Source organism: Mycobacterium appelbergii (assembly GCF_032883035.1).
GTDB lineage: Bacteria > Actinomycetota > Actinomycetes > Mycobacteriales > Mycobacteriaceae > Mycobacterium > Mycobacterium appelbergii.
The window spans coordinates 527,840-550,529 of the sequence record NZ_JAMQTH010000002.1; the positions used below are offsets into that span (position 1 = coordinate 527,840).

21 protein-coding genes are annotated in these 22,690 nt (G+C 65.3%); 9 read left to right on the top strand and 12 right to left on the bottom strand.

Features of this window, described 5'->3' with window-relative positions:
* Positions 1-25: 25 nt before the first annotated feature.
* The 3 genes from M1247_RS06835 to M1247_RS06845 are packed head-to-tail and all read right to left on the bottom strand — an operon-like array spanning position 26 to position 3,203.
* Positions 26-631 carry a helix-turn-helix domain-containing protein gene (locus tag M1247_RS06835; RefSeq protein WP_317155509.1) on the bottom strand — a complete coding sequence of 202 codons (606 nt, stop codon included), beginning with the start codon at positions 629-631 and terminating at the stop codon, positions 26-28.
* Positions 624-2,279: a pyruvate, phosphate dikinase gene (locus tag M1247_RS06840; RefSeq protein WP_317155632.1), complete on the bottom strand. Its 1,656-nt coding sequence runs from the start codon at positions 2,277-2,279 to the stop codon at positions 624-626. The genes M1247_RS06835 and M1247_RS06840 overlap by 8 nt, the downstream gene beginning before the upstream one ends.
* Before the next feature lie 3 nt (positions 2,280-2,282).
* The gene (locus M1247_RS06845; RefSeq protein WP_317155510.1) at positions 2,283-3,203 is read right to left on the bottom strand and encodes a TIGR03619 family F420-dependent LLM class oxidoreductase; all 921 of its coding nucleotides are present in this window, start codon (positions 3,201-3,203) and stop codon (positions 2,283-2,285) included.
* Positions 3,204-3,403: 200 nt separating this feature from the next.
* Here M1247_RS06845 and M1247_RS06850 point away from each other — a divergent pair, with 200 nt between their 5' ends.
* From M1247_RS06850 to M1247_RS06870, 5 genes are read left to right on the top strand one after another with little or no spacing between them, the layout of a single operon-like run.
* Positions 3,404-3,769 carry a DUF4286 family protein gene (locus M1247_RS06850; protein ID WP_317155511.1) on the top strand — a complete coding sequence of 122 codons (366 nt, stop codon included), beginning with the start codon at positions 3,404-3,406 and terminating at the stop codon, positions 3,767-3,769.
* Positions 3,769-4,377, top strand: coding sequence for a nitroreductase family protein (locus tag M1247_RS06855; RefSeq protein WP_317155512.1), 609 nt, complete (start codon positions 3,769-3,771; stop codon positions 4,375-4,377). Before M1247_RS06850 ends, M1247_RS06855 begins: the two co-directional genes overlap by 1 nt.
* A 19-nt stretch (positions 4,378-4,396) precedes the next feature.
* Entirely contained in the window at positions 4,397-6,550 is a 2,154-nt protein-coding gene (locus M1247_RS06860) for an acyl-CoA dehydrogenase family protein (RefSeq protein ID WP_317155513.1), read from the top strand.
* A gap of 13 nt (positions 6,551-6,563) precedes the next feature.
* On the top strand, positions 6,564-7,700 hold the full coding sequence (locus tag M1247_RS06865) for a thiolase C-terminal domain-containing protein (RefSeq protein WP_317155514.1): 1,137 nt from the start codon (positions 6,564-6,566) through the stop codon (positions 7,698-7,700).
* Positions 7,697-8,107, top strand: a complete 411-nt coding sequence (locus M1247_RS06870; RefSeq protein ID WP_317155515.1) for a Zn-ribbon domain-containing OB-fold protein — start codon at positions 7,697-7,699, stop codon at positions 8,105-8,107. The genes M1247_RS06865 and M1247_RS06870 overlap by 4 nt, the downstream gene beginning before the upstream one ends.
* Before the next feature lie 80 nt (positions 8,108-8,187).
* Here the strand turns inward: M1247_RS06870 and M1247_RS06875 are convergent, their stop codons facing one another.
* From M1247_RS06875 to M1247_RS06890, 4 genes are all read right to left on the bottom strand, one after another.
* Positions 8,188-9,309: a phosphotransferase gene (locus M1247_RS06875; protein ID WP_317155516.1), complete on the bottom strand. Its 1,122-nt coding sequence runs from the start codon at positions 9,307-9,309 to the stop codon at positions 8,188-8,190.
* A 101-nt stretch (positions 9,310-9,410) separates the two neighbouring features.
* Positions 9,411-9,869, bottom strand: a complete 459-nt coding sequence (locus M1247_RS06880) for a Zn-ribbon domain-containing OB-fold protein (RefSeq protein ID WP_317155517.1) — start codon at positions 9,867-9,869, stop codon at positions 9,411-9,413.
* A complete protein-coding gene (locus M1247_RS06885) occupies positions 9,866-10,525 on the bottom strand; it encodes an acyl-CoA dehydrogenase family protein (RefSeq protein WP_317155518.1) in 660 nt (219 codons plus the stop codon). Before M1247_RS06885 ends, M1247_RS06880 begins: the two co-directional genes overlap by 4 nt.
* The gene (locus M1247_RS06890) at positions 10,522-11,343 is read right to left on the bottom strand and encodes an SDR family NAD(P)-dependent oxidoreductase (protein WP_317155519.1); all 822 of its coding nucleotides are present in this window, start codon (positions 11,341-11,343) and stop codon (positions 10,522-10,524) included. The genes M1247_RS06885 and M1247_RS06890 overlap by 4 nt, the downstream gene beginning before the upstream one ends.
* Before the next feature lie 82 nt (positions 11,344-11,425).
* On the opposite strand from M1247_RS06890, the gene M1247_RS06895 reads away from it, so the two are divergent.
* A complete protein-coding gene (locus M1247_RS06895; RefSeq protein ID WP_317155520.1) occupies positions 11,426-12,277 on the top strand; it encodes an acyl-CoA thioesterase in 852 nt (283 codons plus the stop codon).
* A 61-nt stretch (positions 12,278-12,338) separates the two neighbouring features.
* Positions 12,339-13,280, top strand: a complete 942-nt coding sequence (locus tag M1247_RS06900; RefSeq protein WP_317155521.1) for a class I SAM-dependent methyltransferase — start codon at positions 12,339-12,341, stop codon at positions 13,278-13,280.
* A gap of 483 nt (positions 13,281-13,763) precedes the next feature.
* Here M1247_RS06900 and M1247_RS06905 read toward each other — a convergent pair whose 3' ends face one another.
* A complete protein-coding gene (locus M1247_RS06905) occupies positions 13,764-14,612 on the bottom strand; it encodes an SDR family oxidoreductase (RefSeq protein WP_317155522.1) in 849 nt (282 codons plus the stop codon).
* A gap of 473 nt (positions 14,613-15,085) precedes the next feature.
* On the opposite strand from M1247_RS06905, the gene M1247_RS06915 reads away from it, so the two are divergent.
* Both M1247_RS06915 and M1247_RS06920 read left to right on the top strand, forming a co-directional pair.
* Entirely contained in the window at positions 15,086-15,910 is an 825-nt protein-coding gene (locus M1247_RS06915) for a LysR substrate-binding domain-containing protein (RefSeq protein WP_317155523.1), read from the top strand.
* Entirely contained in the window at positions 15,907-17,145 is a 1,239-nt protein-coding gene (locus M1247_RS06920) for an alpha/beta fold hydrolase (RefSeq protein ID WP_317155524.1), read from the top strand. Before M1247_RS06915 ends, M1247_RS06920 begins: the two co-directional genes overlap by 4 nt.
* On the opposite strand, the gene M1247_RS06925 is transcribed toward M1247_RS06920, so the two are convergent.
* From M1247_RS06925 to M1247_RS06940, 4 genes are read right to left on the bottom strand one after another with little or no spacing between them, the layout of a single operon-like run.
* The gene (locus tag M1247_RS06925) at positions 17,135-18,799 is read right to left on the bottom strand and encodes an oligopeptide ABC transporter substrate-binding protein OppA (RefSeq protein ID WP_317155525.1); all 1,665 of its coding nucleotides are present in this window, start codon (positions 18,797-18,799) and stop codon (positions 17,135-17,137) included. The two genes, M1247_RS06920 and M1247_RS06925, sit on opposite strands and share 11 nt — an antisense overlap.
* A gap of 11 nt (positions 18,800-18,810) precedes the next feature.
* Positions 18,811-20,649 carry an oligopeptide ABC transporter ATP-binding protein OppD gene (locus M1247_RS06930; RefSeq protein ID WP_317155526.1) on the bottom strand — a complete coding sequence of 613 codons (1,839 nt, stop codon included), beginning with the start codon at positions 20,647-20,649 and terminating at the stop codon, positions 18,811-18,813.
* A complete protein-coding gene (locus M1247_RS06935; protein WP_317155527.1) occupies positions 20,646-21,575 on the bottom strand; it encodes an oligopeptide ABC transporter permease OppC in 930 nt (309 codons plus the stop codon). The genes M1247_RS06930 and M1247_RS06935 overlap by 4 nt, the downstream gene beginning before the upstream one ends.
* Positions 21,572-22,549, bottom strand: coding sequence for an oligopeptide ABC transporter permease OppB (locus M1247_RS06940; RefSeq protein ID WP_317155528.1), 978 nt, complete (start codon positions 22,547-22,549; stop codon positions 21,572-21,574). Before M1247_RS06940 ends, M1247_RS06935 begins: the two co-directional genes overlap by 4 nt.
* Between the last annotated feature and the right edge of the window lie 141 nt (positions 22,550-22,690).

Below are 22,690 nucleotides of genomic sequence, written 5' to 3' on the forward strand. Positions count from 1 at the left end.
CTCTCGGCGCGAGGACGGCGGCCGGTTACTCGTCCAGGCCGGCGCTGGCCTCCTCCGCACGAGTCAGTCCGGCTGCGCCGATGAGTTCTTCGTGAAGTTCGAACCACACCGTGTGAAACGAGTCGACCAGCGGTCGGGTGAACCAACTGGTGTCGCCGGCCTGTATCCGGTTCAGCGCCGCCGACAACTTGGCGGTGTAGGCGTCCAGGCGCGGTAGCTGTCCGGCGACAACGGTGAGAATGGGCAGGACCGCTCGGTGGACGTCGTTGAGCCGACTGAGCACCGCAGCGTCGTGATCGGCGTCCGTGTGATCGTTCGGCTCACCGTTCTTGAGCTGCCAGGCGGATACCAGCGACTTGAAATCGCGGTTGACCCTGCGGAATTCCGCATATGACCGCACGATCGCGTCACCGTCGGTGTTGCGCCATTCCACGGCGAGCAGCTCGGTCAGACGGGCCCGCCCGGCGGGGGACAACCGGATGGTCGAGCCGGCGGCCAGCAGACCTGCCTCGGTGAGCTGCTGGACTGCCGAATTCACTGTGGCCTCGTCCTCGTCGAGCGTGGTGGCGAGCGCCGCCGGCCGCACCCGCCCCTTGAGTCGAACGGCCTGCAGCAGTGTCAGCTCATCCATTCTCGGATCTCCTATCGTGGTCGGCGAGCTGGATCGCGGTCAGCATCGCGATCAACGGTGTGTCGCAGACCACGTCGGTTCGGTCGCTCGCCAATGCGTCGCGCACTGCGGCCGTGTCTGCGTCGGTAAGCACCGGGTGTGTACCGGTGGCATGGGCCCGCAAAGGGCTGACGCTGCGGGCGAGCGCGGCCAGCGCAACCAGGTCGGGGCTGTCGCGCTCGGACCATGCCGTCAACTCCAGGGCGCCTTCCCACACCTGCCCTTCGCCGCCGTCGATCGTGATCACCTTGCCATCGAGTGCGGCGGCCACGTCTGCGCCACAGCCCACCACGGCGGGTCTACCGAGTTCACGGCTCACCACGGCGGCATGGGAGGTGGTGCCCCCGAGTTCTGTGACGATGGCGCGGGAGGCCATCATCCCGGCGACGTCGTCCGGGCTGGTCGAGGTGCGGACCAGGATCACTTCCCCACCCGCGTCGGCGGCGTCGAGCGCGTCATCGACATCTACGTAGGCCGTACCCGATGCGATACCCGGGCTGGCCGGCAACCCACTGGCCAACAGCTTTGCCGCCAACCGTGTTTCGGGTTGAAGTGCGGGAGACAGTAGTGTGCGGACCTGTTCGGGGGTGACCCGTCGTACTGCTTCGGCGTCGTCGATGAGCCCGATGTCGCGGAACTTGAGCGCCAGCCGCACGGCCGCCTGCGGGGACCGCTTCGCCACACGGGTCTGCAGCAGCCACAGCCGGCCCGCCTCGACCGTGAACTCGATGTCCTGGACGTCGCGACCCAGCTGTTCAAGTTGGTCCGCTGCCGCGATCAGTTCGGTGAACACCCGTGGTTGCGCGGCGCGTAACGCATCAAGTGGCAGGCAGTCGGAGGTGCCCGAGACCACGTCCTCTCCCTGGGCTCCTGGCAGCCATTCGCCCAGCGGTTCATCGGCACCTGTGGCCGGGTTACGGCTGAACAGGACCCCGGTGCCCGAGTCGCTGCCGAGGTTGCCGAACACCATCGCCTGCACCACCACCGCGGTGCCCCCGTCGACGGCCAGGCGCTGATGGGCGCGGTAGGTCTCGGCACGTGGGCTGTGCCATGACGCGAACACTGCCTCAATGGCGCCACGAAGTTGAACGAACGGGTCGACTGGGATTTCGGCGGATGCGTCCGCTCCGAGCACGATTCTGCGGTACATCGTCTGGAACCGCGAGCGGGTATCGGCGGCGAATCCCGGCGAGGTGTGCGCGGCCAGTGACGTTTGGACCGCGTCGTCGATGCCGAGGTCGAGCACCGTGTCCAGCATGCCCGGCATTGACTGCGCAGCGCCGGATCGGACGCTGACCAGCAGCGGGCGTGGCCCGTGGCCGAACGTACGCGAGGTCTCCGCCTCGAGCCGGCGGAGTTTGTCGAGCACGTCGGGCCAGATGCGATCCAGGATGTGCTCATCGCCTGCCATCAGCGCCGCGCACACGTCGGTGGATATACAGACGGCAGGGGGTACGGGCAGCCCGAGACCTCGCATCAGGTTGATGCCGAAGCCTTTGTTGCCAAGCCTGTTACGTGACCCACATGCGCTACCGTCGAGCAGGACTACATAGTCCCCTTCGAGATCCGGTGCGACGTCGACGGGCGCGGTTGGTCTCGCATTCGGCAGCACTTATCCGACCTTGGGGATGATCTCCTCAGCGACCCACTGCATGTGGTCGAGGTAGGCGTTGAAGTCGTTCAAGGGTGGCGGGTTGACCCAGGTGTCGGTGACGCCACGTTCGACGAGCATGTTGCAGTTGTCGATGACCTGCTGAGCGCTCTGGCCGAATTGCGCGTTCGGATCGTCGACAATGGCATGTTCCTGGCCGATGGATAACACGGCAAGGCTGTAGAACACCGAGAAAGGCCGACCGTCGAAACCCGGTTGGGAACGTAGGTAGTCCAGTTTGGCGGGCAACTCGTCGGGTTTGGTCAGCCACGGTGCCCAGCCGTCGCCGAAGCGGGCCGCTCGGCGTAGTGCCGCGTCGGCGTCCCCGCCGATCCACACCGTGGGATGGGGTTTGGTGATCGGCTTGGGTCCGAAGGCGATGTCGTCGAACGTGACGAACTCGCCGGCGAAGCTCGGTGAATCGCTGTGCCACAACTCGAACATGGCTTCGAGGTACTCGTCGGTCATCCGGCCCCGCTTCTTGAATGGGACACCGATGGCGTCGTACTCCTCCTTGAGCCAGCCGACGCCGACAGTGGTCTGCGCGCGACCGCCGCTGAACCAGTCGAGCGTCGCGATCTGTTTCGCGGCGACGATCGGGTTGTGCAGCGGGAGGATGGTGACCATCGATCCGATTGTGATGGTCGACGTGGCGCCGGCAATATAGGCCTGCGCGGTGGTTGCGTCGAAATAGTGGTCGCCTGAGAGTTCGACATGGGACGTCGGTGTGAAGAAGTGCTCGGGTAGGAAGACCATCGAGTAGCCCAACTCTTCGGCCCGCTGCGCCACGAGGGCGATGTCCCGCCCGCCCATGTCGTGCTCCCAGGGTTGAGTGATGGCGGCGACGTGCATGCAGTTGGGTAGGTAGACGGTGAAACGCATTGCCAGACTCCCAGTTTCGATTTGATCAACACCGCAGGGTACGTACCACCACCGCCGCCACTCTCGGATCCGTGACTCAGCACGCTATGGCAGTTAACTGTCACAGTCAACAGCTAGCTGCCTACCGCTCGTTGACTATGGCAGTTGACTGTCATAGTGTTCGAATGGCCCAAACGGGCCCCCGTGCGAAAGGTGCGTCAATGGCCGACAACCTGTTTCTTGTGCTGACCAACCCGATCGAGGGTGAGGACGAGGCGTTCAACAAGTGGTACGACACACAGCATCTGCCCGAGGTCCTCGGCGTTCCCGGCGTAGTGGCGGCCCAACGGTATGACATTGCGGAATTGACAGTCCCGGACGATGAGGATCTGCCGGCGCAACTACCGCCGGCCACGCACCGCTACATGGTGGTCTATGAACTGGCCGACGAACCGGAGTCGGTAATGGCGGAGTTCTTGAAGCGGGTCATGGCGGGCACTCTCACCCTGGGGGAGTGGCTGGATCTGAGCACTGTGTCTCTCACTGGATGGACTCCACGCGGCGAACGCGTAGCGGCATCGCAGTAATGGGGGATCTGCTCACCGGCATCGCGGCCCAGCGGGCCTGCCGGCGCTTCGACCCGGATGGCCAGGTGTCCGATTCCGACGTCGAGAAGATGCTGACTGCAGCGGTGCATGCGCCGAGCGCGGAGAACACCCAGCCCTGGACGTTCATCGTGGTCCGCGACGCGCAGAGCCGAAGACTGCTCGCCGACTGGTGGACCGAGACGTGGAACGCCGGCGGCGGTGACTTCGTCAAGCAGAGCCTTGACGACAAGACGCTCGTCGCTGATCTCGAATATGGTTTTGCCAAAGGCGGGTTCGCGGCCGCACCGGTCATTGTGGTGGTGTGCGCCGATTCCGAGCGGGTCGCCGAGATCTACGCACCGTCGTCGATCTACCCGGCAGTGCAGAACCTGCTGCTCGCCGCGAATGACCTCGGTTACGGGTCCTGCCTGACTACCGGGCTGACGACGTTCGGCGTCGACCGGGTGCGTGAACTGCTGGCGCTGCCCGCCAACCTGAACCCGATGGCCGCAGTCTATGTGGGGCGGTCCATCAAAAAACTTTCACCGCCCGGTCGTCGCCCGGCCACGTCGGTGACCTTCCGCGAGCGGTTCGGGACACCCTGGTGACGAGAATGGAGATATGCCAATGGCATTGGCGATAACCGAGGATCATCGCGCGCTCGCCGAGGTGGCCGCCGCGATGGTGGCCGGACGCGGTGGTGTCGCAGGCGCCCGCCGGATTCTGCTCGACTCCGAGACCATTGGCGGCAGGTGGTGGACCGACGACGGATTGTGGAAGGAGATCGTGTCGACCGGATGGCTCGGTCTGCACGTCGAGGAGCAGTTCGGCGGCCAGGGCTATGGACTGCCCGAGCTCACCATCGTGTTGGAACAACTCGGACGCGCAGCAATCGGCGGACCGTTCCTGCCCACTGTCGCGGTGTCGGCGGTGATCGCCGAAATCGGCACCGATGAGCAGCGTAAGCGTTGGCTGCCACAGCTGGTGTCCGGTGATGTCGTGGCCGGCATCGGTACCAGCAGTGCTGCGACTGTTGCTGATTCGCAGGTTTCGGCCACCGCGGTGGCTACCCTGGCCGAATCGGCCGCCGACGTGTTCTTGCTGCCGGTGGGCGATGATCTCGTGCTGGTCCGCGCCGGTGACGGTGTGAGCACACGGAAGACCGACTCGGTCGACCAGCTTCTGCGGCCGGTCACGGTGGTGAGCCTCGCCTCGGCCGTGGTCGCCGAGGTGTTTCCCGGTGGTGCGACCGTTGCCTCGCGCGCGGTGCGGCTGCTCGCCGCTGCAGAGGCGGTCGGCGGGCTGGGCGCCTGCACGGAGATGGCCACCGCGTATGCCGCGAGCCGTGAGCAGTTCGGCCGCCCCATCGGCTCCTTCCAGGCGGTCAAACATCATTGCGCCAATATGCTGGTCGACACGGAGCTCGCGGTGGCCGCGACCTGGGACGCCGCCCGCGCCGAAGGTGCGGAGGCCGAACTCGCGGTAGCGATGGCCGCTGGGCACGCCCTCACCGCCTACCAGCGGGTGGCGCTGCAGAACGTGCAGGTGCACGGTGGCATCGGCTATACCTGGGAACACGACGCGCACCTCTACATCAGGCGTGCGACGGTGCTGCAGGCCTTTGCCGGTGACCAGGACGCGTTGCGCGACAGGGTCATCGAGCTGCAAACCCACGGCGTGCGGCGCGGAAATACGGTGGAGCTACCGCCGGACGCCGACCAGTACCGGCAGGCGGCGCAGGAGTTTCGCACCGAAATCGAGACAACGGAGGCCGACGGTCGCCAGAAGCTCTGGGCGCGCAGCGGTTACCTGCAGCCGCACTGGCCCAAACCGTACGGCCGCAACGCCGACAGCACCGAGCAGCTGATCATCGAGGAAGTTCTCGACGGGCTCGACAAGCCCAGCCTTGGGCTGGGTGAGTGGGTGGTGCCGACGCTGCTGCAGCATGGCAGCGCCGAGCAGGTCGAGCGGCTGATGTGGCCCAGCCTGGAAGGCGAGCTGCGGTGGTGCCAGCTGTTCAGTGAACCGGGGGCAGGCTCCGATGCCGCAGCGGTCGCCACCAAGGCCCGCCGCGTCGACGGTGGCTGGGTGGTGTCGGGTCAGAAGGTGTGGACCAGCGACGCGGTGAACTGCCAGCGTGGACTTGCCACGGTCCGCACCGATCCGGACGTGCCCAAACACAAGGGCATCACGGCGATGGTCATCGACCTCTCCGATCCGGCGGTGCAGATCCGCCCGCTCACCGAGATCACCGGCGAGACGCTGTTCAACGAGGTCTTTTTCGATGACGTATTCGTGCCCGATCGCGATGTGGTCGGCGCGGTGAACGCGGGCTGGGGCGTGGCGATGGCGGCGTTCGGCAACGAACGGGTGTCCATCGGCGGCGGGTCGGTCACGATGACCGCCGACGCGTTGATCGATCTGCAGGTACGCCACCGTCCAGGTGATACCGGCCTGGGGCGTGAGGCCGGTGCGTTGCTGATCGAGGCCTACACCCTTGTCGCGTTGAACCTGCGGCAGGCTGCCCGGGCGATCTTCGATTCCGGACCCGGCATCGAGGGCAATATCGCCAAGCTCTTCGGCGCCGAGCACGCCCAACGCGTCGCGGAACTCGCGCTGCGTATTGCGGGGCCGGCCGTCCTGGTCGGTGCGGAACCCACCGTCGTGCACGACTACCTGTTCAGCAGGTGCCTGACGATTGCGGGTGGCACGTCCGAAATCGTCAGAAATCTGGTCGCAGAACGGGTTCTCGGCCTGCCGCGCGATCCGGCGCCCAAGTAGATCGGAGAACCACATGACCTGTGCCATCGTCGGTATCGGACGCACCACCTACAGCCGCAACTCCGGCCGAACCACGCGCGGGATGGCGGTCGCCGCCTGCCGCGACGCCATCTCCGATGCGGGTCTGACACCGGCCGACATCGACGGTATCTGCACGTTCATGGCCAATGACTCCGAACAGCCGATTTTCGTCGGCTGGGCGCTGGGCATCGATGAACTGGCGTGGGCCAATGCCATGTACGGCGGTGGCAATCTCGTCGCCGACCAGATTGCCACCGCCGCGGCCGTGATCGAGGCCGGCCTGTGCAAAGCGGTGCTGGTGTACCGCTCACTCAACGGCCGGTCGGGCTATCGGTTCGGCCACATCGAAGGCCCGATGCAGGTATCCCACCACGATCAGTTCGACACCGCGTCAGGCTTCATGGTGCCGCCGCAGTGGTTCGCCATGTGGGCCCGCCGTCACCAGCACGAATACGGTTCCACCTCCGAGGATCTCGGACAGATCGCGATCACCCAGCGCGCACACGCAGGCCCCAACGAACACGCGCTGCGCCGCGAACCGCTGACGCTGGACGATTACCTCGCCGCACGGTGGATCAATGAACCGTTCCGGGTTCTGGACTGCACTTCGGAAGTCGACGGCGCTGTGGCCGTCCTGATCACCGGCGAAGACATCGCCCGCAATACGAAACAGCCGCCGATGTGGTTGGTGGGATCGTCGAACTCCCAGGGCGGTGCGGGCTGGAGCGAATGGGATGACCCTACTGAGATGTACTCGCGTACAGCAGGACCGAAGATCTGGGAGAAGACCGGTCTGACGCCGGCTGATATCGACCTGGCGTGCATGTACGACTGCTTCACCTACACGGTGATGGCCACGATGGAGGGATTTGGCTTCTGCGAGAAGGGCGAGGTGGGCAAGTTCTTCTCCACGGGGCGGGCCACCTACGGCGGTGACGTGGTGGTCAACCCGCACGGGGGCCTGTTGTCCGAGGGGTACATTCACGGCCTCAACCACCATTACGAGGCGGCGTTGCAGCTACGTCACGCCGCCGGGGTGCGTCAGGTGGACAATGCGCAACTCGCCTTGGTCACCGCAGGCGGCGGGCCGTTCGGAGGCGCCAACGTCTACAGCAGGGAGAAGCCATGACGAATCCGATGCTCCTGTCACCGATTCCGGTACCCGACCCCGACACGGCGCCGTACTGGGAAGGTCTCAGGGACGGCAAACTGATGCTGTGCCGCTGCGACGACACCGGGAAGTGGATCCATCCACCGTTGGAACGCAGCCGGTACACCGGGGGCCCGGTGCATTTCGAGGAGGTCAGCGGCGAAGGCACGGTGTTCAGCTACATCGTCGTCCGCCAGGCACTCGTACCCGGCCGCATACCGCCCTACGTCGTCGGCCTGATCGAGCTCGCCGAACAACCCGGCCTGCGGATCAACGCCGTCATCGACGCCGATCCCGCGGACGTACGAATCGGCCAACAAGTCAAGTTGCGCATCGTCGATCTCGGGGAAAGTGGCTACCGCATACCCGAATTCTTTGTGAAGTAACTCCGCGAGCAGACGCGAAACCCCCTGAAATGGCCTGATTTCAGGGGGTTTCACGTCTGCTCGCGCTAGAAGGTGAGGCGCTAGGAGGTGAGCAGCGCGCCGGTGCCCAGATCGGAATACGCCTCGGCGAATCGGCCCAACACTGCCTGCACGATCTCGACGGAGTACATCTGGTCGGGTGTGATCGCCCACATGCAGAATCCCCACGCCGGGCTCCGGCGGTAGGCGGTCCACATCTGCTCGCGGTCCGGTGCGGACACGACACCAGCTTCGATCAGTCGGCCCCGGTAGTTGTCGAGCAGTTCCCGCTCATGGCTGCGCCGGAGGTCGGGCGGCAGCGCGCCGACCAGGGCGTACCCGACGTCATGCGACCACGATCCCCGCCTTACCAGTTGCCAATCGAGGATACCCATCCGGCTATCCGGTAGGGCGTAGGTGTTACGCGGGTGCGGATCGCCGTGTAGCAACGTGATCGGGTCAGCAGCGACGTGATCCTGCAGCATCCAGAAGGCGGCCTCCAAAGAACCCGGGTCCTCATCCGTAGCGTCCAACAACTCCTTCTTGTACGGAATTTCCAGAAACGCGCGGATGATCGCGAAACCATTGGTGTGCAGGAATTTTGCGAATCCTCCAGTGCGGGGGTGCTGCAGCCAGGCCAGATCGCCGTCCTTTCGTAGCCGCGGACTGTCCCAGAACGGTGCGTGTACTCGGCTCAACGTCGCCAGCAACTCGTCGACCTGTTCCACCGACAGACCGGCGACGGCGTCGGGCACCTGGGCGCCCCGTAGGGTGATGTCCTCACCGACCACCAGGAATTGTGATGGACCATCGAGGTGGTCGGCGAAATAGGTCGTCATGGTCTCGACGTCGAGATCCTTGCGCAGGTCGCGGTAGAACCTCGTCTCGTCGTCCAACAGCACAGTTCCGCCACCGCCCTCCGACAGCGACTGGTCCACCGCCGAAGGCAGGTGGTGCACGGTGCTCAACTGTGTCTTCACGAAAAGTTGATGAGGAAGTCCGGGTTCGGATTCGCCGTAATCGACATCGAGATGCAGGTGTGAGGTGGTGCCCTGCCACGTGCTGCGTACCCGGATATCGGTGACAGTCACACCTGGTCGGTATCGGCGCAGCAAGGAGGTCAACACCTCGGGCGTCAGGTCCTCAGGCGATTGCAGGGTTAAAGGTAGGGCTCGGCTGTGCATCGGCATCCTCGTCCACGCGTCAAATATGACAGTCGACTGTCATATTATCAGTGTGTGCAGCCGGGACGGCCGAAATGCGGAAACGCCTCACGCCGAGGAGATTAGGCGGTGCGGATCGGACGAAACAACGGCAGCCAGACCCGGGTATCCTCCTCGCCCGACAGGGCAGTCCAGTCCTCGAAGAACACCTCGACGGCCATGCCGATCCGGACGTCGTCCGCGGACACCCCAACCACATTGGTAATCAGCCGGACATCAGGTTCATCATCGAGTTCGACCATCGCCACGATGTAAGGCGGTTCGAAGCCAGGGATCCACGGCTGGCGGTTGACGGTAAACGTCGCCACCTTTCCGCGCCCGGACACCGGCTCAGGCGCGACATCGGTGCTGCGGCAGCGCCAGCAGGCCGGGCCGGGCGGATGGAAGAAGCGTCCGCACCGGTGGCAACGGTTGATCAGCAGCTCACCGCCCTCGCCTCCGGTCCAGAAGGCCTGCGATTCGGCGGTCGGACTAGGTGCCAGCCGCAGTTGTGGTCGCTGATATCCGGTATCTAGTTTCACCTCTTACCTCCCGAAGCGCTGAGCGACCGGCCGATGACCAGCCGCTGAATCTGATTGGTGCCTTCGAAAATCTGGGTGAAGGAGTCGTCGTAGTGTGCCGTGGTGGTGGGTATCGCATGCAGACCCATTTTCTGCTCGGGTGGCCCGAAGGATAGGCCCTCGGTGTCCTTGTCCACCAAAAAACATGAAATACCTTGTCCGCCTGCGCTGGTACGGGGGAAGAGACTGTAGAAGTCGGCGATGCCTCCGTGAGTGATCCAGACCTTGGCGCCGCTGATGCGGTAGCCGCCATCCACCGCCGAAGCTTTGCATGACAGCGCGGCTGCATCCGAGCCGGCCTGCGGCTCGGACAGGCTGTAGGCGCCGATGCTCTGACCGCCCAACATGTCCGGCAGCCACATCTGCTGTTGCTCGGCGGTGCCGAACGCGATCAACGGATGACACGACAGCACGTGCACACTCACCGCGACCGCCACAGCAGGCCAGCGCGCCGCCAGCTCCTCGATGACCTGCAGGTAGACCTCATAGGGTTGCCCACCGCCACCCCAATCCTCGGGTGGGGCACTGCGAGCAGACCCGTTTCGCCGAGCGTGCGGAACACGCCTTCGGGGTAGGTCGTACGCCTCGGCGGTTGGCAGCAGACGTTCGACGGTCACTTCCCGTCGCCTTGCCACTCGCATCCCGTCAGCTCGGTGGACAACGCCCACAACCGTTTTGCGCTGTTCACGTCGCGGGCCTTGTCCTTCAGTTTGGTGGGCTTCGGTGCTCCCCACTGGTGAAACGGGCCGCGCGGGGCGATGTAGGTGCCATTGGGCAGTGTCGTGGTGATCGCCTGAATGGTGGAGCGTGCGCCGTCAGCCGGACTCTGGGCGACGTGGGGCGAGATCACGCGGCCGGCCCACTGCAACGCACCCGAACCATCACGGGTGATCGACGTGTTCGTCATCCCTGGATCCGAGGCGTACGCGGTTAATCCGCGCGCCGTCAGCTCACGCACGAACAGCAAGTTGGCCAGCTTGGATTCCCCGTACGCCGCCCACGGGTTGTATTTGCGGTGCTCCCAGTTCAGGTCGTGAAGGTGGATCTGGGCCGTTTGGTAGTTGGTACTGGCCACCGCCACCACGCGATCGCGGATCCGGCTGCCGAGCAGGCAGGTCAATGCGAAGTGGCCGAGGTGGTTGGTGCCCATGTGGGCTTCGAAGCCGTCGGCCGTACGGGTAAGTGGCAGCCCGAGTACCCCAGCGTTGTTCACCAGTACATCGACGTAGTCGACGGTGTCGGCGAACTTGCGCACACTCGTGAGATCAGCCAGGTCGAGTTCGCGTACATCGATGTCGCCGGGCATTGTCTCGGCGGCCTCGTAGCCTTTGCTCAGAGTCCGGCAGGCGATCACCACTTCGTGGCCTGCCGCGACCATCGCGCCGGCGGTCGCCCTGCCGACGCCACTGTTTCCGCCCGTAACGATGATCCGCACGTTGCCACGTCCTCCTTCGCACCGATGTTCCACAAACAGTAAACTATTTATCGTTTTAGTGGGTATAGGGATCGGGGTTTGGATGCTGGTAACGCTGGCAGATGTGTTGAACCTGTTCGAACTCGCAGCGTTGGGGGGTGACACCTTCGAGGGCACCCAACCCGATTCGCCGAACCATCACATCGTCGGCGGTCAGATCGCTGCGCAGGCGTTGATGGCAGCAGGCCGGACTGTGCAGGGGCGCCGCCCGCACAGCCTGCACGTCTACTTCCTGCGCCGTGGTGACGGCCGTCGGCCGGTGCGGTTCGAGGTCAACCGATTGCATGACGGCGGCACCTTTTCGACCCGCCGCATCGCCGCCACCCAGGCCGGCGAGGTGCTGATGGAGGGTCTCGCCTCGTTTACCGCGGGCGCCGACTCCGTCGGCTACCAGCGGACGATGCCCGCGGCACCACCGCCAGAATCGTTGATGCCCATCGAACAGCAACTCGCGCCCTACGCCGCAGAGTTCGACGGGTTTTGGATCGCGGAACGACCGTTCGACGTCCGCTATGTCGATCCACCGCCACGCATCGCCATGGACTCAGGCGAACCAGCGGGACCGGTGAGTCGGATCTGGTTGCGCGCCAAGGGCGCGATTCCGGCGGACCCGGTCCTGAACAGCTGCGTGCTCACCCTGCAGAGCGCTCTCACACCGGTGGAAACCACGTTGGGGCCTATGCGGAAATCGCAACACGATATCTCGGCGCTTCTCGACCACACAGTGTGGTTCCACCGCCCCGCTGATTTCTCGGACTGGCTCTTCTACGAACAAAATTCACCCACCGGAGTCGCCGGACGGGCACTGGCGGCGGGCGCGATCTATAACCGGACCGGCGATTTGGTGTGCACGGCGGTGCAGGAAATCTACTTCCCGCTGCCGCGATATAGTTAGGAGGTATAATTAGTTGCAGTGCATCCGCGGTGGGCGGACGAAGAACGCCGAAGGGGCAAGCATGGCGAGAACAGAGAACGACACCTGGGACATCACCGAGAGCGTGGGTGCCACCGCCTTGGGTGTCGCCGCCGGTCGGGCAGCGGAGACCAACAGTGAGAACCCGTTGATTCACGATCCGTATGCGCAGATGTTTCTGGAGGCCGCCGGCGACGGTCTATGGAACATGTTCCTTCGGCCGGAAGAATTGCCCGCCGAACTGGCGGAACTGGACCCACTTTTCAAAGAGCGGATGCAGGCGATGATGGGCTACACCGCGTCGCGCACGTTGTTCTTCGACGAATTCTTCACCGATGCGGCGGCGAGCGGCATCCGCCAGTCGGTGATCCTGGCCGCAGGTCTGGATGCACGGGCTTGGCGGTTGGACTGGCCGGCCGGCAGCGTGGTGTACGAGATCGATCAACCCAAAGTGCTGGACTTCAAGTTCGCCACTCTCGCAGCGCGGGGGGTATCGCCGCTGGCGACCTATGTAGGTGTTCCGATCGACCTGCGCAAAGACTGGCCTACGGCCCTGCGCGCGGTAGGTTTCGATCCTTCGGCGCCGACCGCGTGGTCGGCCGAGGGTCTGTTGCCTTACCTGACGGCCGAGGCGCAGGATGTGCTGTTCGAGCGGATCACAGAGTTGAGCGCGCCGGGCAGCCGGGTAGCAGTGGAGGCGTTCAGTAACGAGTTCTTCAGCGCCGAGAGTTTCGCGCGTCGCGAGGAGCAGATGCAGCGGTATCGCGAGGCCGCTGCCAACCTCGGCCGGGGGGACATCGCTGCGTCCGGAAACCTCCTTTATGAGGAGCCGCGTACCGAGGTCGTCGACTGGCTCGAAGCCCACGGCTGGCAAGCCGCTGGTGTGAGCGCAGTCGACCTGCTGGCTCTCAATGGCCGTCCGATGCCGGCGGGTCTGGACGACGGAATTCCAGAGAGCATCTTCGTCGACGGACGATTGAGCTAAGGCTTGTGCTGGGTCGACACCATGCCATGGCGGACCAACTCGGTCTTGTCGGAGAAGCGCCGGTATAGATGCTGGGCGCGGCGACCCCGACTTCCTGGGCGACGCGCGCATAGTGAGCTTCTCCTCGCTTACCCCATCTGTCGAGCAGCCGGTTCAGCGTGGAGTCACCGGGTGGCGAGAAGTTTCCGCACGCCGTAGTTCGCACCATAGGTATCCACGCTCCCGAAAGTGTCGGGTTCGCGAAGGCGAGTCCTCCCGCCACGCTCCCGACAACACCTCCTTGAGCCGGTGGAACTGTCCTCGACGTCCGAATAATTCTGTCCCGCCTGGGTTCTTTGGTGGCGTGCTGTGCCGAACCTGCAGTCTTTTGTGACGACAGGCTGAAAACGCATCAAGAAGTTGCAGGTTCGCCACAGCGCCCGGCTCATGACATGACCGACCGGCCGCATCATGGCCCCTACCCGCCGGCGGCTCGATCTGTGATCAGCGCTGGATGTATCCCGGCGGGTTGGGGGTGTCGACCCACAGGTCCACGCCCAACTCCGAACCCGGTATGCAGTCATACACCGACAGGTCGGTGACGCCGGAGGCCAGCAGGACGTCCTCGCAGAGCAGGCTCTGGCCGGTGTATTCGCGGGCGGGTTTGGTGAAGATCGCATAGGCGGCGTCGGCATAGACCGCGGGCTTGCGGGCCCGGGCCATCGCCTCGTCGCCGCCGAGCAGGTTCTGCACCGCGGCGGTGGCGACCAGCGTGCGTGGCCACAGCGTGTTCGAGGCGATGCCGGCCTCCCGCATCTCCTCGGCAATGCCCAACGCGCACAGCGTCATCCCGAACTTGGCCATCATGTAGGCGGTCGGCTTGAGCCACTCCGATTCCAACCGGATCGGCGGGGACAGCGTCAGGATGTGCGGGTTCTCCCGGCCTTTCATGTGCGGGATGCAGGCCTGGGAGACGGCGTAGGTGCCACGGATCTGGATGCCGTTCATCAGGTCGAAGCGTTTGAGCGGCACTTCCTCGATCGAGCCGAGGTTGATCGCCGAGGCGTTGTTGACGCAGATGTCGATGCCGCCGAATTGAGCCACCGCCTGATCGACTGCGGAGGCCACCGAGTCGCCGTCGCGGACGTCGCCCACGATCGGCAGCGCCTGACCGCCGGCCTCCTCGATTTCCTTGGCCGCGGTGTAGACGGTCCCCTCGAGTTTGGGGTGTGGTTCGGCAGTCTTGGCGACCAGCGCGATGTTGGCGCCGTCGGCGGCGGCCCGCTTGGCGATCGCCAGGCCGATACCTCGGCTGGCGCCGGAGATGAACATGGTCTTGCCGGACAGCGACATATTTGTTCTCCTGGCGACTGATCGTGCGCTGAGCTCTGATCCCAACTCAAGCAAGTGGTCGGTTATCCGTGCAGACGTGTGCCGGACGCAGAAGCGGCCGAAGTCCTATTGATTAAACAGTTATATAGTTACTATATTAAGGGTTCGACGCTACAACAGGCCGCAAGATTGCCCGGCGAAGGGGTCAAGCATGGATCCGAATCCCGACTACGACGTCAGCGATGAGCTTGAATACGGCGTCAACTGGTTTGCCTGGATTTTGAGAGGCAACTATCCGCCGCCGGCCTATCCTCCGACCTAGTACGCCCGGGTTGCGATGACGAGGCCGGCCCCCGGGCGATTATCGCGATCTCTATGAACTCGCCGCCGGGAAACGTGCGTCACTCGCAAACGGCTGCCGTTTCTGACGCCCAGCGTGGCGTGACATCTGCGACGCGATCTGCCCAGAAGAGGTGCACACTTCCGCCCCGGCGATGAGCCGGACGTTGAGCCGGCTGCGGCGCACCCTGGACGATCCGGTGCTCGTGCGGGCGGGGCGCGCGATGGTGCCGACGCCGCGGGCGCTGGCGATGCAGGGTGCGGTGCATGACATCGTGGCGCAAGCCAGGGCGGTATTCACCCCGCCGGACACCCCGAACCCCGCCACGTTGCAGCGGAGTTTCTCGATCCAGGTGGGCGAGGGCCTGTTCAGCGCGATCGGCTCTCGATTGTTGACCCGGATCCGGGCCGAAGCGCCAGGTGTCACAGTGAAATTCGTGGGGGAGAGCCACGAAGACACGCAGTCGTTGCGCGACGGCAGCGTCGACATCGAGGTCGGCCAGATTCGGCGTACCGAACCGGAGACGCTCATCGAGGCGGTGATCGACGAGGGCTGGGTGGGTGTGGTGCGCTCCGGCCACGGACTCGCCACCGGCAAACGCGTCACCCTCAAACAGTTCGCGGCCGCCGAGCACCTGGTGTTCTCCCGGCGCGGCCGGCTGCGCGGGCCGGTCGACGAACTACTCGCCGAGCATGGACTGCGTCGTCGGGTGGTGGCGTGTGCCCCCAACCCGGCCGGCGGGCTGTTTCTGATCCGTGACAGCGATCTCGTCGGGATGCTGCCCGCCCGTATCGGCGGTGACGCCATCGAAACCTTCGGCTTGCAGAGCTTCCCCATACCGCTGACGGTGCGCATCGGTGGCTACGAGACTGCGTGCGTGACGCAATGCGCGGTTCCCCAATGTGAAGAAGATGGCGTGAATCCTGGAGAATCCCGCGATCTTCTTCACGTTCGGCACTCAGAATGGGGACGGCGATGACGATGAACACCAAACGCAGGCGCAGGCACGACAGGCTCGCCGCGCTGCCGGGGGTGAAGGCGGTGCGGCGACCCGTCAGCCCCGGGTCCGACGAACTGTTCGACCTGTTCTACGTGCGCACCGGCCGCAAGTCGGCGCACCCGGTGGTGATCATTCCCGGCGGTCCCGGGGTGGCGTCGGTCCGGTTGTACCGCGGGCTGCGTCGTCGAGCCGCGGCCGCGGGCCTCGATGTGCTGATGATCGAACACCGCGGCGTCGGGATGTCGCGGCACACCGACGCGGGCGCGGACCTACCGGCCGAGGCCATCACCGTCGACCAGGTGCTCGACGATATCGCCGCGGTGCTCGACGACGCGGTGGTGAACGAGGCGGTGCTGTACGGCACCTCGTACGGCAGCTACCTCGCCGCGGGCTTCGGTGTCCGCCATCCAGCGCGGGTGGCAGCGATGGTCCTGGACTCGCCGCTGCTGTCCACCGGTGACATGGCGGCAATGCGGACCGCCATTCGAGACCTGTTGTGGGACGGGGCAGATCCGCAGACTGCGGTACTGGCGCCCAAGGTGCGCGTGCTCGTCGAGAACGGAATGTTCGAGCGTTCAGGCGGACAGCTCGCCGGCCTGCTGTACGGGTTCGGGGGTGCGACGCTGCTGGGCCGGCAGCTCGACCTGCTGTTGGGCGGCCGCACACGGCTGTGGTCGGCGCTGGGCCGGTTGGACCGGCTGACGACGCGTAAGACCCCCTACCGCAACGAGACCGACCTGGTCGCGCGGATCGCGTTCCGGGAGTTGAACTATGCAGGCACTCCCGACGGCCTGCCGTTGGATCCGGCCCTGGAGATGCACGAGATGGCCGGGGGCGCATGCGCCCACGAACCCTTCGAAACCGAGCCCTATGACCTGGTGGCCGAGATGCCGAAGTTCGACTGGCCAACCGTGATCATCTCCGGCGGACGCGATCTCACCACACCACCGGTGATCGCTGAACGCATCGCATCCCTGGTGCCCGATGCGGAACTGGTGCGGTTGGCGACCGCGGCGCACAGCGTGCTCGACACCCGCGAGCGTGCCGCACTGGCGATCATCGGAGCGGTGTGTAACGGAGCGGCCGGGCAATTGCCTGCCATCGCAGCCGAATTGGATGCGCTGCCCGCCCGCCCGGCCGTGCGGCTGATGGTATCGGTCATCGGCGCGGCTGCGGCCCTGGAGTCGGTGTTGCCGGCCCGGCCTACTTTATGAAGCCGATCTTGGTGTAGTCGGCGTCGGCCAACCCGAAGGCGCCGAAGTTGGCCAGATTGCTGCGCACCGCGACGTTGCCCGCGGACTGGAACAACGGCAGGCTGAAGACCTCGGCGAACAACTCCTGATCGAGTTCGTTGGCCAGTACCCGCGCCTTGTCGGGGTCGAGTTCTTTGAGCGTGTCCTCGATCTTGGTGTCGATCTCCGGGCTGCCGATGCGGCCGAAGTTGCTCGCGCCGTCCTGGGTGTAGATCTGGGTCAGTGATCCCAGGGGGAACGCGTCACCGAGGAACGCGAACTGGGCGATGTCGAAGTCGCCCTTGCTGACGTAGTTGGTGAAGAAACCGGTACCCGGTTTGGCATCGATCTCCAGTTTCACCCCGATCTGGGCGAGGGTGTTCTGCGCGATCTGGGCCACCTGCCGGGTGCTGCCTGCGTCGTAGAGGACATCGCGGATCACCAGCGGCTTGCCGTCCTTCTCGCGGAACTGGCCGTTGAGCTTCCAGCCCAGCCCGTCGAGTTCGGCCTTGGCCTTCTCCGGATCGAATGCCACCACGGCACTGTTGTCCTGGTATCCCTTCTGTCCGGCCACATAGATGTGGTTGTTCAGCGGGGTCGGGTTGTCGGTCAGGCCGCGCTGGGTGATGTTGACGATGGCTTGTCGGTCGATGCCCTTGGCGACCGCCAGCCGCAGCGCCTTGTCCGAAAGGATCGACCCGGGGGCACCGTTGAACGTGAAGTGATACCAGCTCGGTGACGGGGCCCGCCGGATGCTGACACCAGCGGTGTTGCGCGCGATGGTCAGCTCATCGAGAGAGATGGCTCCGGTGGCGTCGATGGTGTTGTTCTGCAGCGCCGGAATGCGGGCGGCATCGTCGAGCACCAGGTAGGTGATGCTGTCCAACAGGGCCGGAGTGCCCCACCATTTCGGGTTGCGGGTCAAGGTGATTCGCTGCGCGCCGCGGTCGATGTTGGAGACGATGAACGGCCCCGCCGACGGTCCCGGCGCACCGAGTTGTGCCTTGTTGAAGGCCTCGGGCGTGGCGGTCATGGATTTGGGCAACAGCCTGCCGTTACCGGCGAACATGCCCTGCCAGTCCGCGTACGGTTTGGCAAACGTCATCACGGCCTGCCGGTCATCGACGCCCTTGGTGACCGAGGCGACCCGCTCACTGCCGTTCGGCGCGGCGATGATGAACACCGGGTCGGTTCCGCGGGTTGCGTCGATCTGGGACTTGATGTCCTCCCAGGTGATCGGCGTGCCGTCGGACCAGACCGCCTTGGGGTTGATCGTGTAGGTGACCACCTGGGGGTTGGTGCTGGTCAACTCGACGCTGGTGAAGTAGTCGGTGTTCACCGTCGTCGTTCCGTCCGGCGCGATGGTGAACGCGCGGGGAAGCGTGGGCTTGGACAGTGATCCGACGTCCCCGGTGTTGCCGTCGAGGTGCAGTGGGTTGAAGTTCGAGGGGAACTCGGTCAGCGCCAGGCGGAGGTTGCCGCCCTGCCGGAGGTTCGCCGGGTCCTGCGGGTTGACGTCGCTGGTGGTGCCCACCTCGGCGTTGCCACCGGCCGACGGAGCCTCCTGCGTGCCGCCCGAACATGCGGTCAGGGTGAGCCCGGCGATCAGTGCGGTGATGGCAAGACGTCGCATCATGCGCACAGACTCTAACCGCCGACGGGCACCGGTGGTGGTACCGCGGCCAGCAACCGTCGGGTGTATTCGTGGCCGGGGTTGGTGAAGATGGCGTCACCTGACCCCTGTTCCACGATCGCGCCCTGGTACATGACCGCCACGTCGTGGGCCAGATGCTTGACCACTGACAGGTCGTGCGAGACGAACAGGTAGGACAGCCCGAGCCGGTCCTGCAGGTCCAGTAGCAGATTGATGATCCCGGCCTGGATGGATACGTCGAGCGCGGAAACCGGTTCGTCGAGGGCGAGGATCTTCGGTTGCAGGGCCAGTGCGCGGGCGATGCCGATGCGCTGTTTCTGGCCGCCGGAGAACTCTGCCGGGTAGCGGCTGGCATCGCCGCGCCTCAACCCGACGGTCTCCAGCAGCTCGGCCACCCGATCGCCGGTCCGGCTCTTGTCGAAGCCGTTGGCCTGCAATGGTTCTGCCAATACCTCGAACACCGGGAGGCGCGGATCCAGGGATGCCACCGGATCCTGGAACACCACCTGCAGGTCGGTGCGCAACCGCCGCCGCGAGCGCCGGTCCAACGCGGCGACGTCGGAACCGAGCACTTCGATCGAGCCAGACTGAGGCGCCGACAGATTCAAGATCTGGTGCAGGGTGGTTGATTTACCCGAACCGGATTCGCCGACGATGCCCAGGGTGCGGCCCTGGCGCAGTTCGAAGCTCACGTTGTCCACTGCCCGGACCTCGCCGACCTGGCGGCGGAACACCATGCCCTTGGTCAGCTTGTAGGTCTTCACCAGATCGCGTACCCGCAGCACCACTGGGTCACCCGTCGGCTCGGCGGTCTCCGTCGGCTCGGCGGAGACCCCGTAGAGTTCCGCCGCGCTGTGCCCGATGACCTGGTCGGTGCGGATGCAGGCGGCCCGGTGAGTCGGTGTCAGCTCGACGAGTTCGGGTTCTGCGGCCTCACATTCGTCGATCGAGAGCGGGCAGCGGGGAGCGAAGGGGCATCCGTGTGGCGTCGAGGTCAGTGCCGGGGGCGAACCCGGGATGGGCACCAGGCGCGAACCCTGCGCCGCGTCCAGCCGTGGCACCGAGCCGAGCAGGCCGACGGTGTACGGCATCCGCGCTTGCCGGTACAACTCGGTGACGGTGGCGTCTTCGACGGCACGTCCGGCGTACATCACCAGCGCGCGGTCGGCGAAGTCCGCGACCACACCGAGATCATGGGTGATGATCAGCACCCCGGCACCGGTCACATCGCGTGCCGTTTTCAGCACGTCGAGGATCTGGGCCTGCACCGTGACGTCCAGCGCGGTGGTGGGTTCGTCGCAGATCAGCAGGTCGGGGTCGTTGGCGATCGCGATGGCGATGACGACCCGCTGGCGTTCGCCGCCGGACAGTTCGTGGGGGAAGGCCCGGGCGCGTTGTGCCGGCTGGGCGATGCCGACGAGCTCGAGGAGCTCCACGGCGCGGGACCTGGCGGCGCGTCTGCTCAGGTCGCGCTGATGAACCCCCAGCGCCTCGGCGATCTGATCGCCGACGGTGTAGACCGGGGTGAGCGCCGACATCGGATCCTGGAAAACCGTTCCGATCGCATTGCCGCGGATCCGGGATATCTCAGGATCGGAGAGACCGAGCAGTTCCTCTCCGCGCAACCGCACCGACCCCGACACCTCGGCGAATTCGGGCAGCAGGCCGACGACGGCCATGGCGCTCGCGGACTTTCCCGCGCCAGATTCGCCGACAAGCGCGACCACCTCGCCGGCCTCGACGTGAAAGTTCAGCCCGCGGACCGCGGCGACCGGGTCGGCGTCGGTGGGGAAGGCCACTTGCAGGTCGGTGACCTCGAGCAGTCGGCTCATCTGCGGGACCTCTTCTGCCTGCGTCGCAGTTGTCCGCTGTCGGGGTCGATCGCGTCGCGCAGGCCGTCACCGGTCAGGTTGGCGCACAGGATGATCAGCACCAGCACCCCGGCCGGGAACAGGAACACCCACGGGAACGTCGTCGCAGACTTGGTGCCGTCGGCGATCAGTGTCCCCAGCGATACATCGGGGGGTTGGATGCCGAATCCCAGGAAGCTCAACCCTGTTTCGGCCAGGATCGCCAGACCGACGTTGAGCGCGGTGTCGATGATCAGGATCGACGCCACGTTGGGCACGATGTGGCGCACGATGATGCGCCAGTTGCTGACGCCCATATACCGTGCGGCGACCACGAATTCGCGTTCACGCAGGCTCATCGTCATACCGCGCACAATGCGGGAGCTGATCATCCAGCTGAACACCGACAACAGGATGATCAACCAGAACACGCGGTCGGACTGGCTCAGCCGCGGTGTGACGATCGCGATCAGGATGAAGCTCGGCACCACCAGCAGCACGTCGACCAGCCACATCAGCGTCCGGTCCCGCCAGCCGCCGAAGTAGCCGGCGATGGAGCCCACGGTGGCGGCGATGATCGTGGAGATGAACGCCACGCAGACCCCGATGAGCATCGATTTCTGCATGCCGCGCAGGGTCTGGGCCAGGATGTCCTGTCCGAGGGCGTTGGTGCCGAACCAGTGGTTCGACGACGGCGGTTGTTGCAGGGCGTAGTAGTCGAGGTCGTTGTAGCTGTACGGCAGCAGCGACGGCAGCACGTAGCAGCTGATGAACATCAGTGCCAGCACGGCCAGTGACACCACGGCGGGCTTGTTGCGCAGGAAGCGGCGGAACACCAGGGTGCGCCGGGTGGCGAACCGCTCGGTGTGCAGGCCGGACCGGGCCGCGGTGGCGGAGGTTTCCGTCATGTCACCCGCACCCTCGGGTCCAGAGCCGCGTAGATGACATCGGACAGCAACCCGGCCAGCAGCACCACCGTGCCGGTGAACACGGTGATGGCCGCGATGATGTTGGTGTCCTGGGTGGCGATGCCCTGCACCACCCATTCGCCCATGCCGTGCCAGCCGAAGATCTTCTCGACGAAGACCGCGCCGGTGACCAGCCCGGCGACGCCATAGGCGAACAGGGTGGCCATCGGGATCAGGGCGGTGCGCAGCCCGTGTTTGAACAGGGCCCGGCGCCGGGTCAGCCCTTTCGCCCGCGCGGTGCGGATGAAGTCCTGACCGAGCACGTCGAGCATCGCGTTGCGCTGGTATCTGCTGAACCCGGCGATGGCGGACAACGCCAGGGTGAAGGTCGGTAACACCAGGTGCTGCAGCCGGTCCACGAACTGGTCCCAGCTGCCGCCGATGGCATCGGGGGAGGTCTCCCCGGTGTACTCGAACAGCTGCACGCCCAGGATCGAGTTGACGTTGAGCGCGGCCAGGATCAGCAGGTTGGCGATCACGAAGGTGGGCGTGCTCAGGACCAGCAGCGACAGCAACGTGATGACCCGATCCGACAGCCGGTACTGCCGGATGGCGCCCCAGGCACCGACGACGACGCCGATCACCGTGCCCAGCACGGTCCCGATGACCAGCAGCCGCAGGCTGACGCCGATGCGTCGGCCCAACTCGTCGGTCACCGGCTGACCCGTGACCGTGGTGCCGAAGTCACCGCGGACGGCGTCGGCTGCCCAGGTGACGTACCGGACGGGAATGGGCTTGTCGAGGCCCAGCTCGGCGGCCTTGGCGTCGATCGTGGATTGCGGCGGGCGGGGGTTGCGTTGCAGCAGACTGTCGAGCGGTTCGAAGGTCAGCGAGGTCAGGGTGAACGTCAGGAATGACGCCAGGGCCAGCAGCACGATGTAGTTGAGCAGCCGACGCGCCAGGAAACGCGTCATGCGGTCGAACCCGGCCGGTGCTGCATGGGAGACAGGGTAGAAGAGGACTCTGGCCACGGACGCAATGTGGGGCCTCTGGCGCGCCACCGCCCGGTCGGAGGATTCGCAGGCGGCTCCCAGCCCCGCCGGAGCATCGGCACG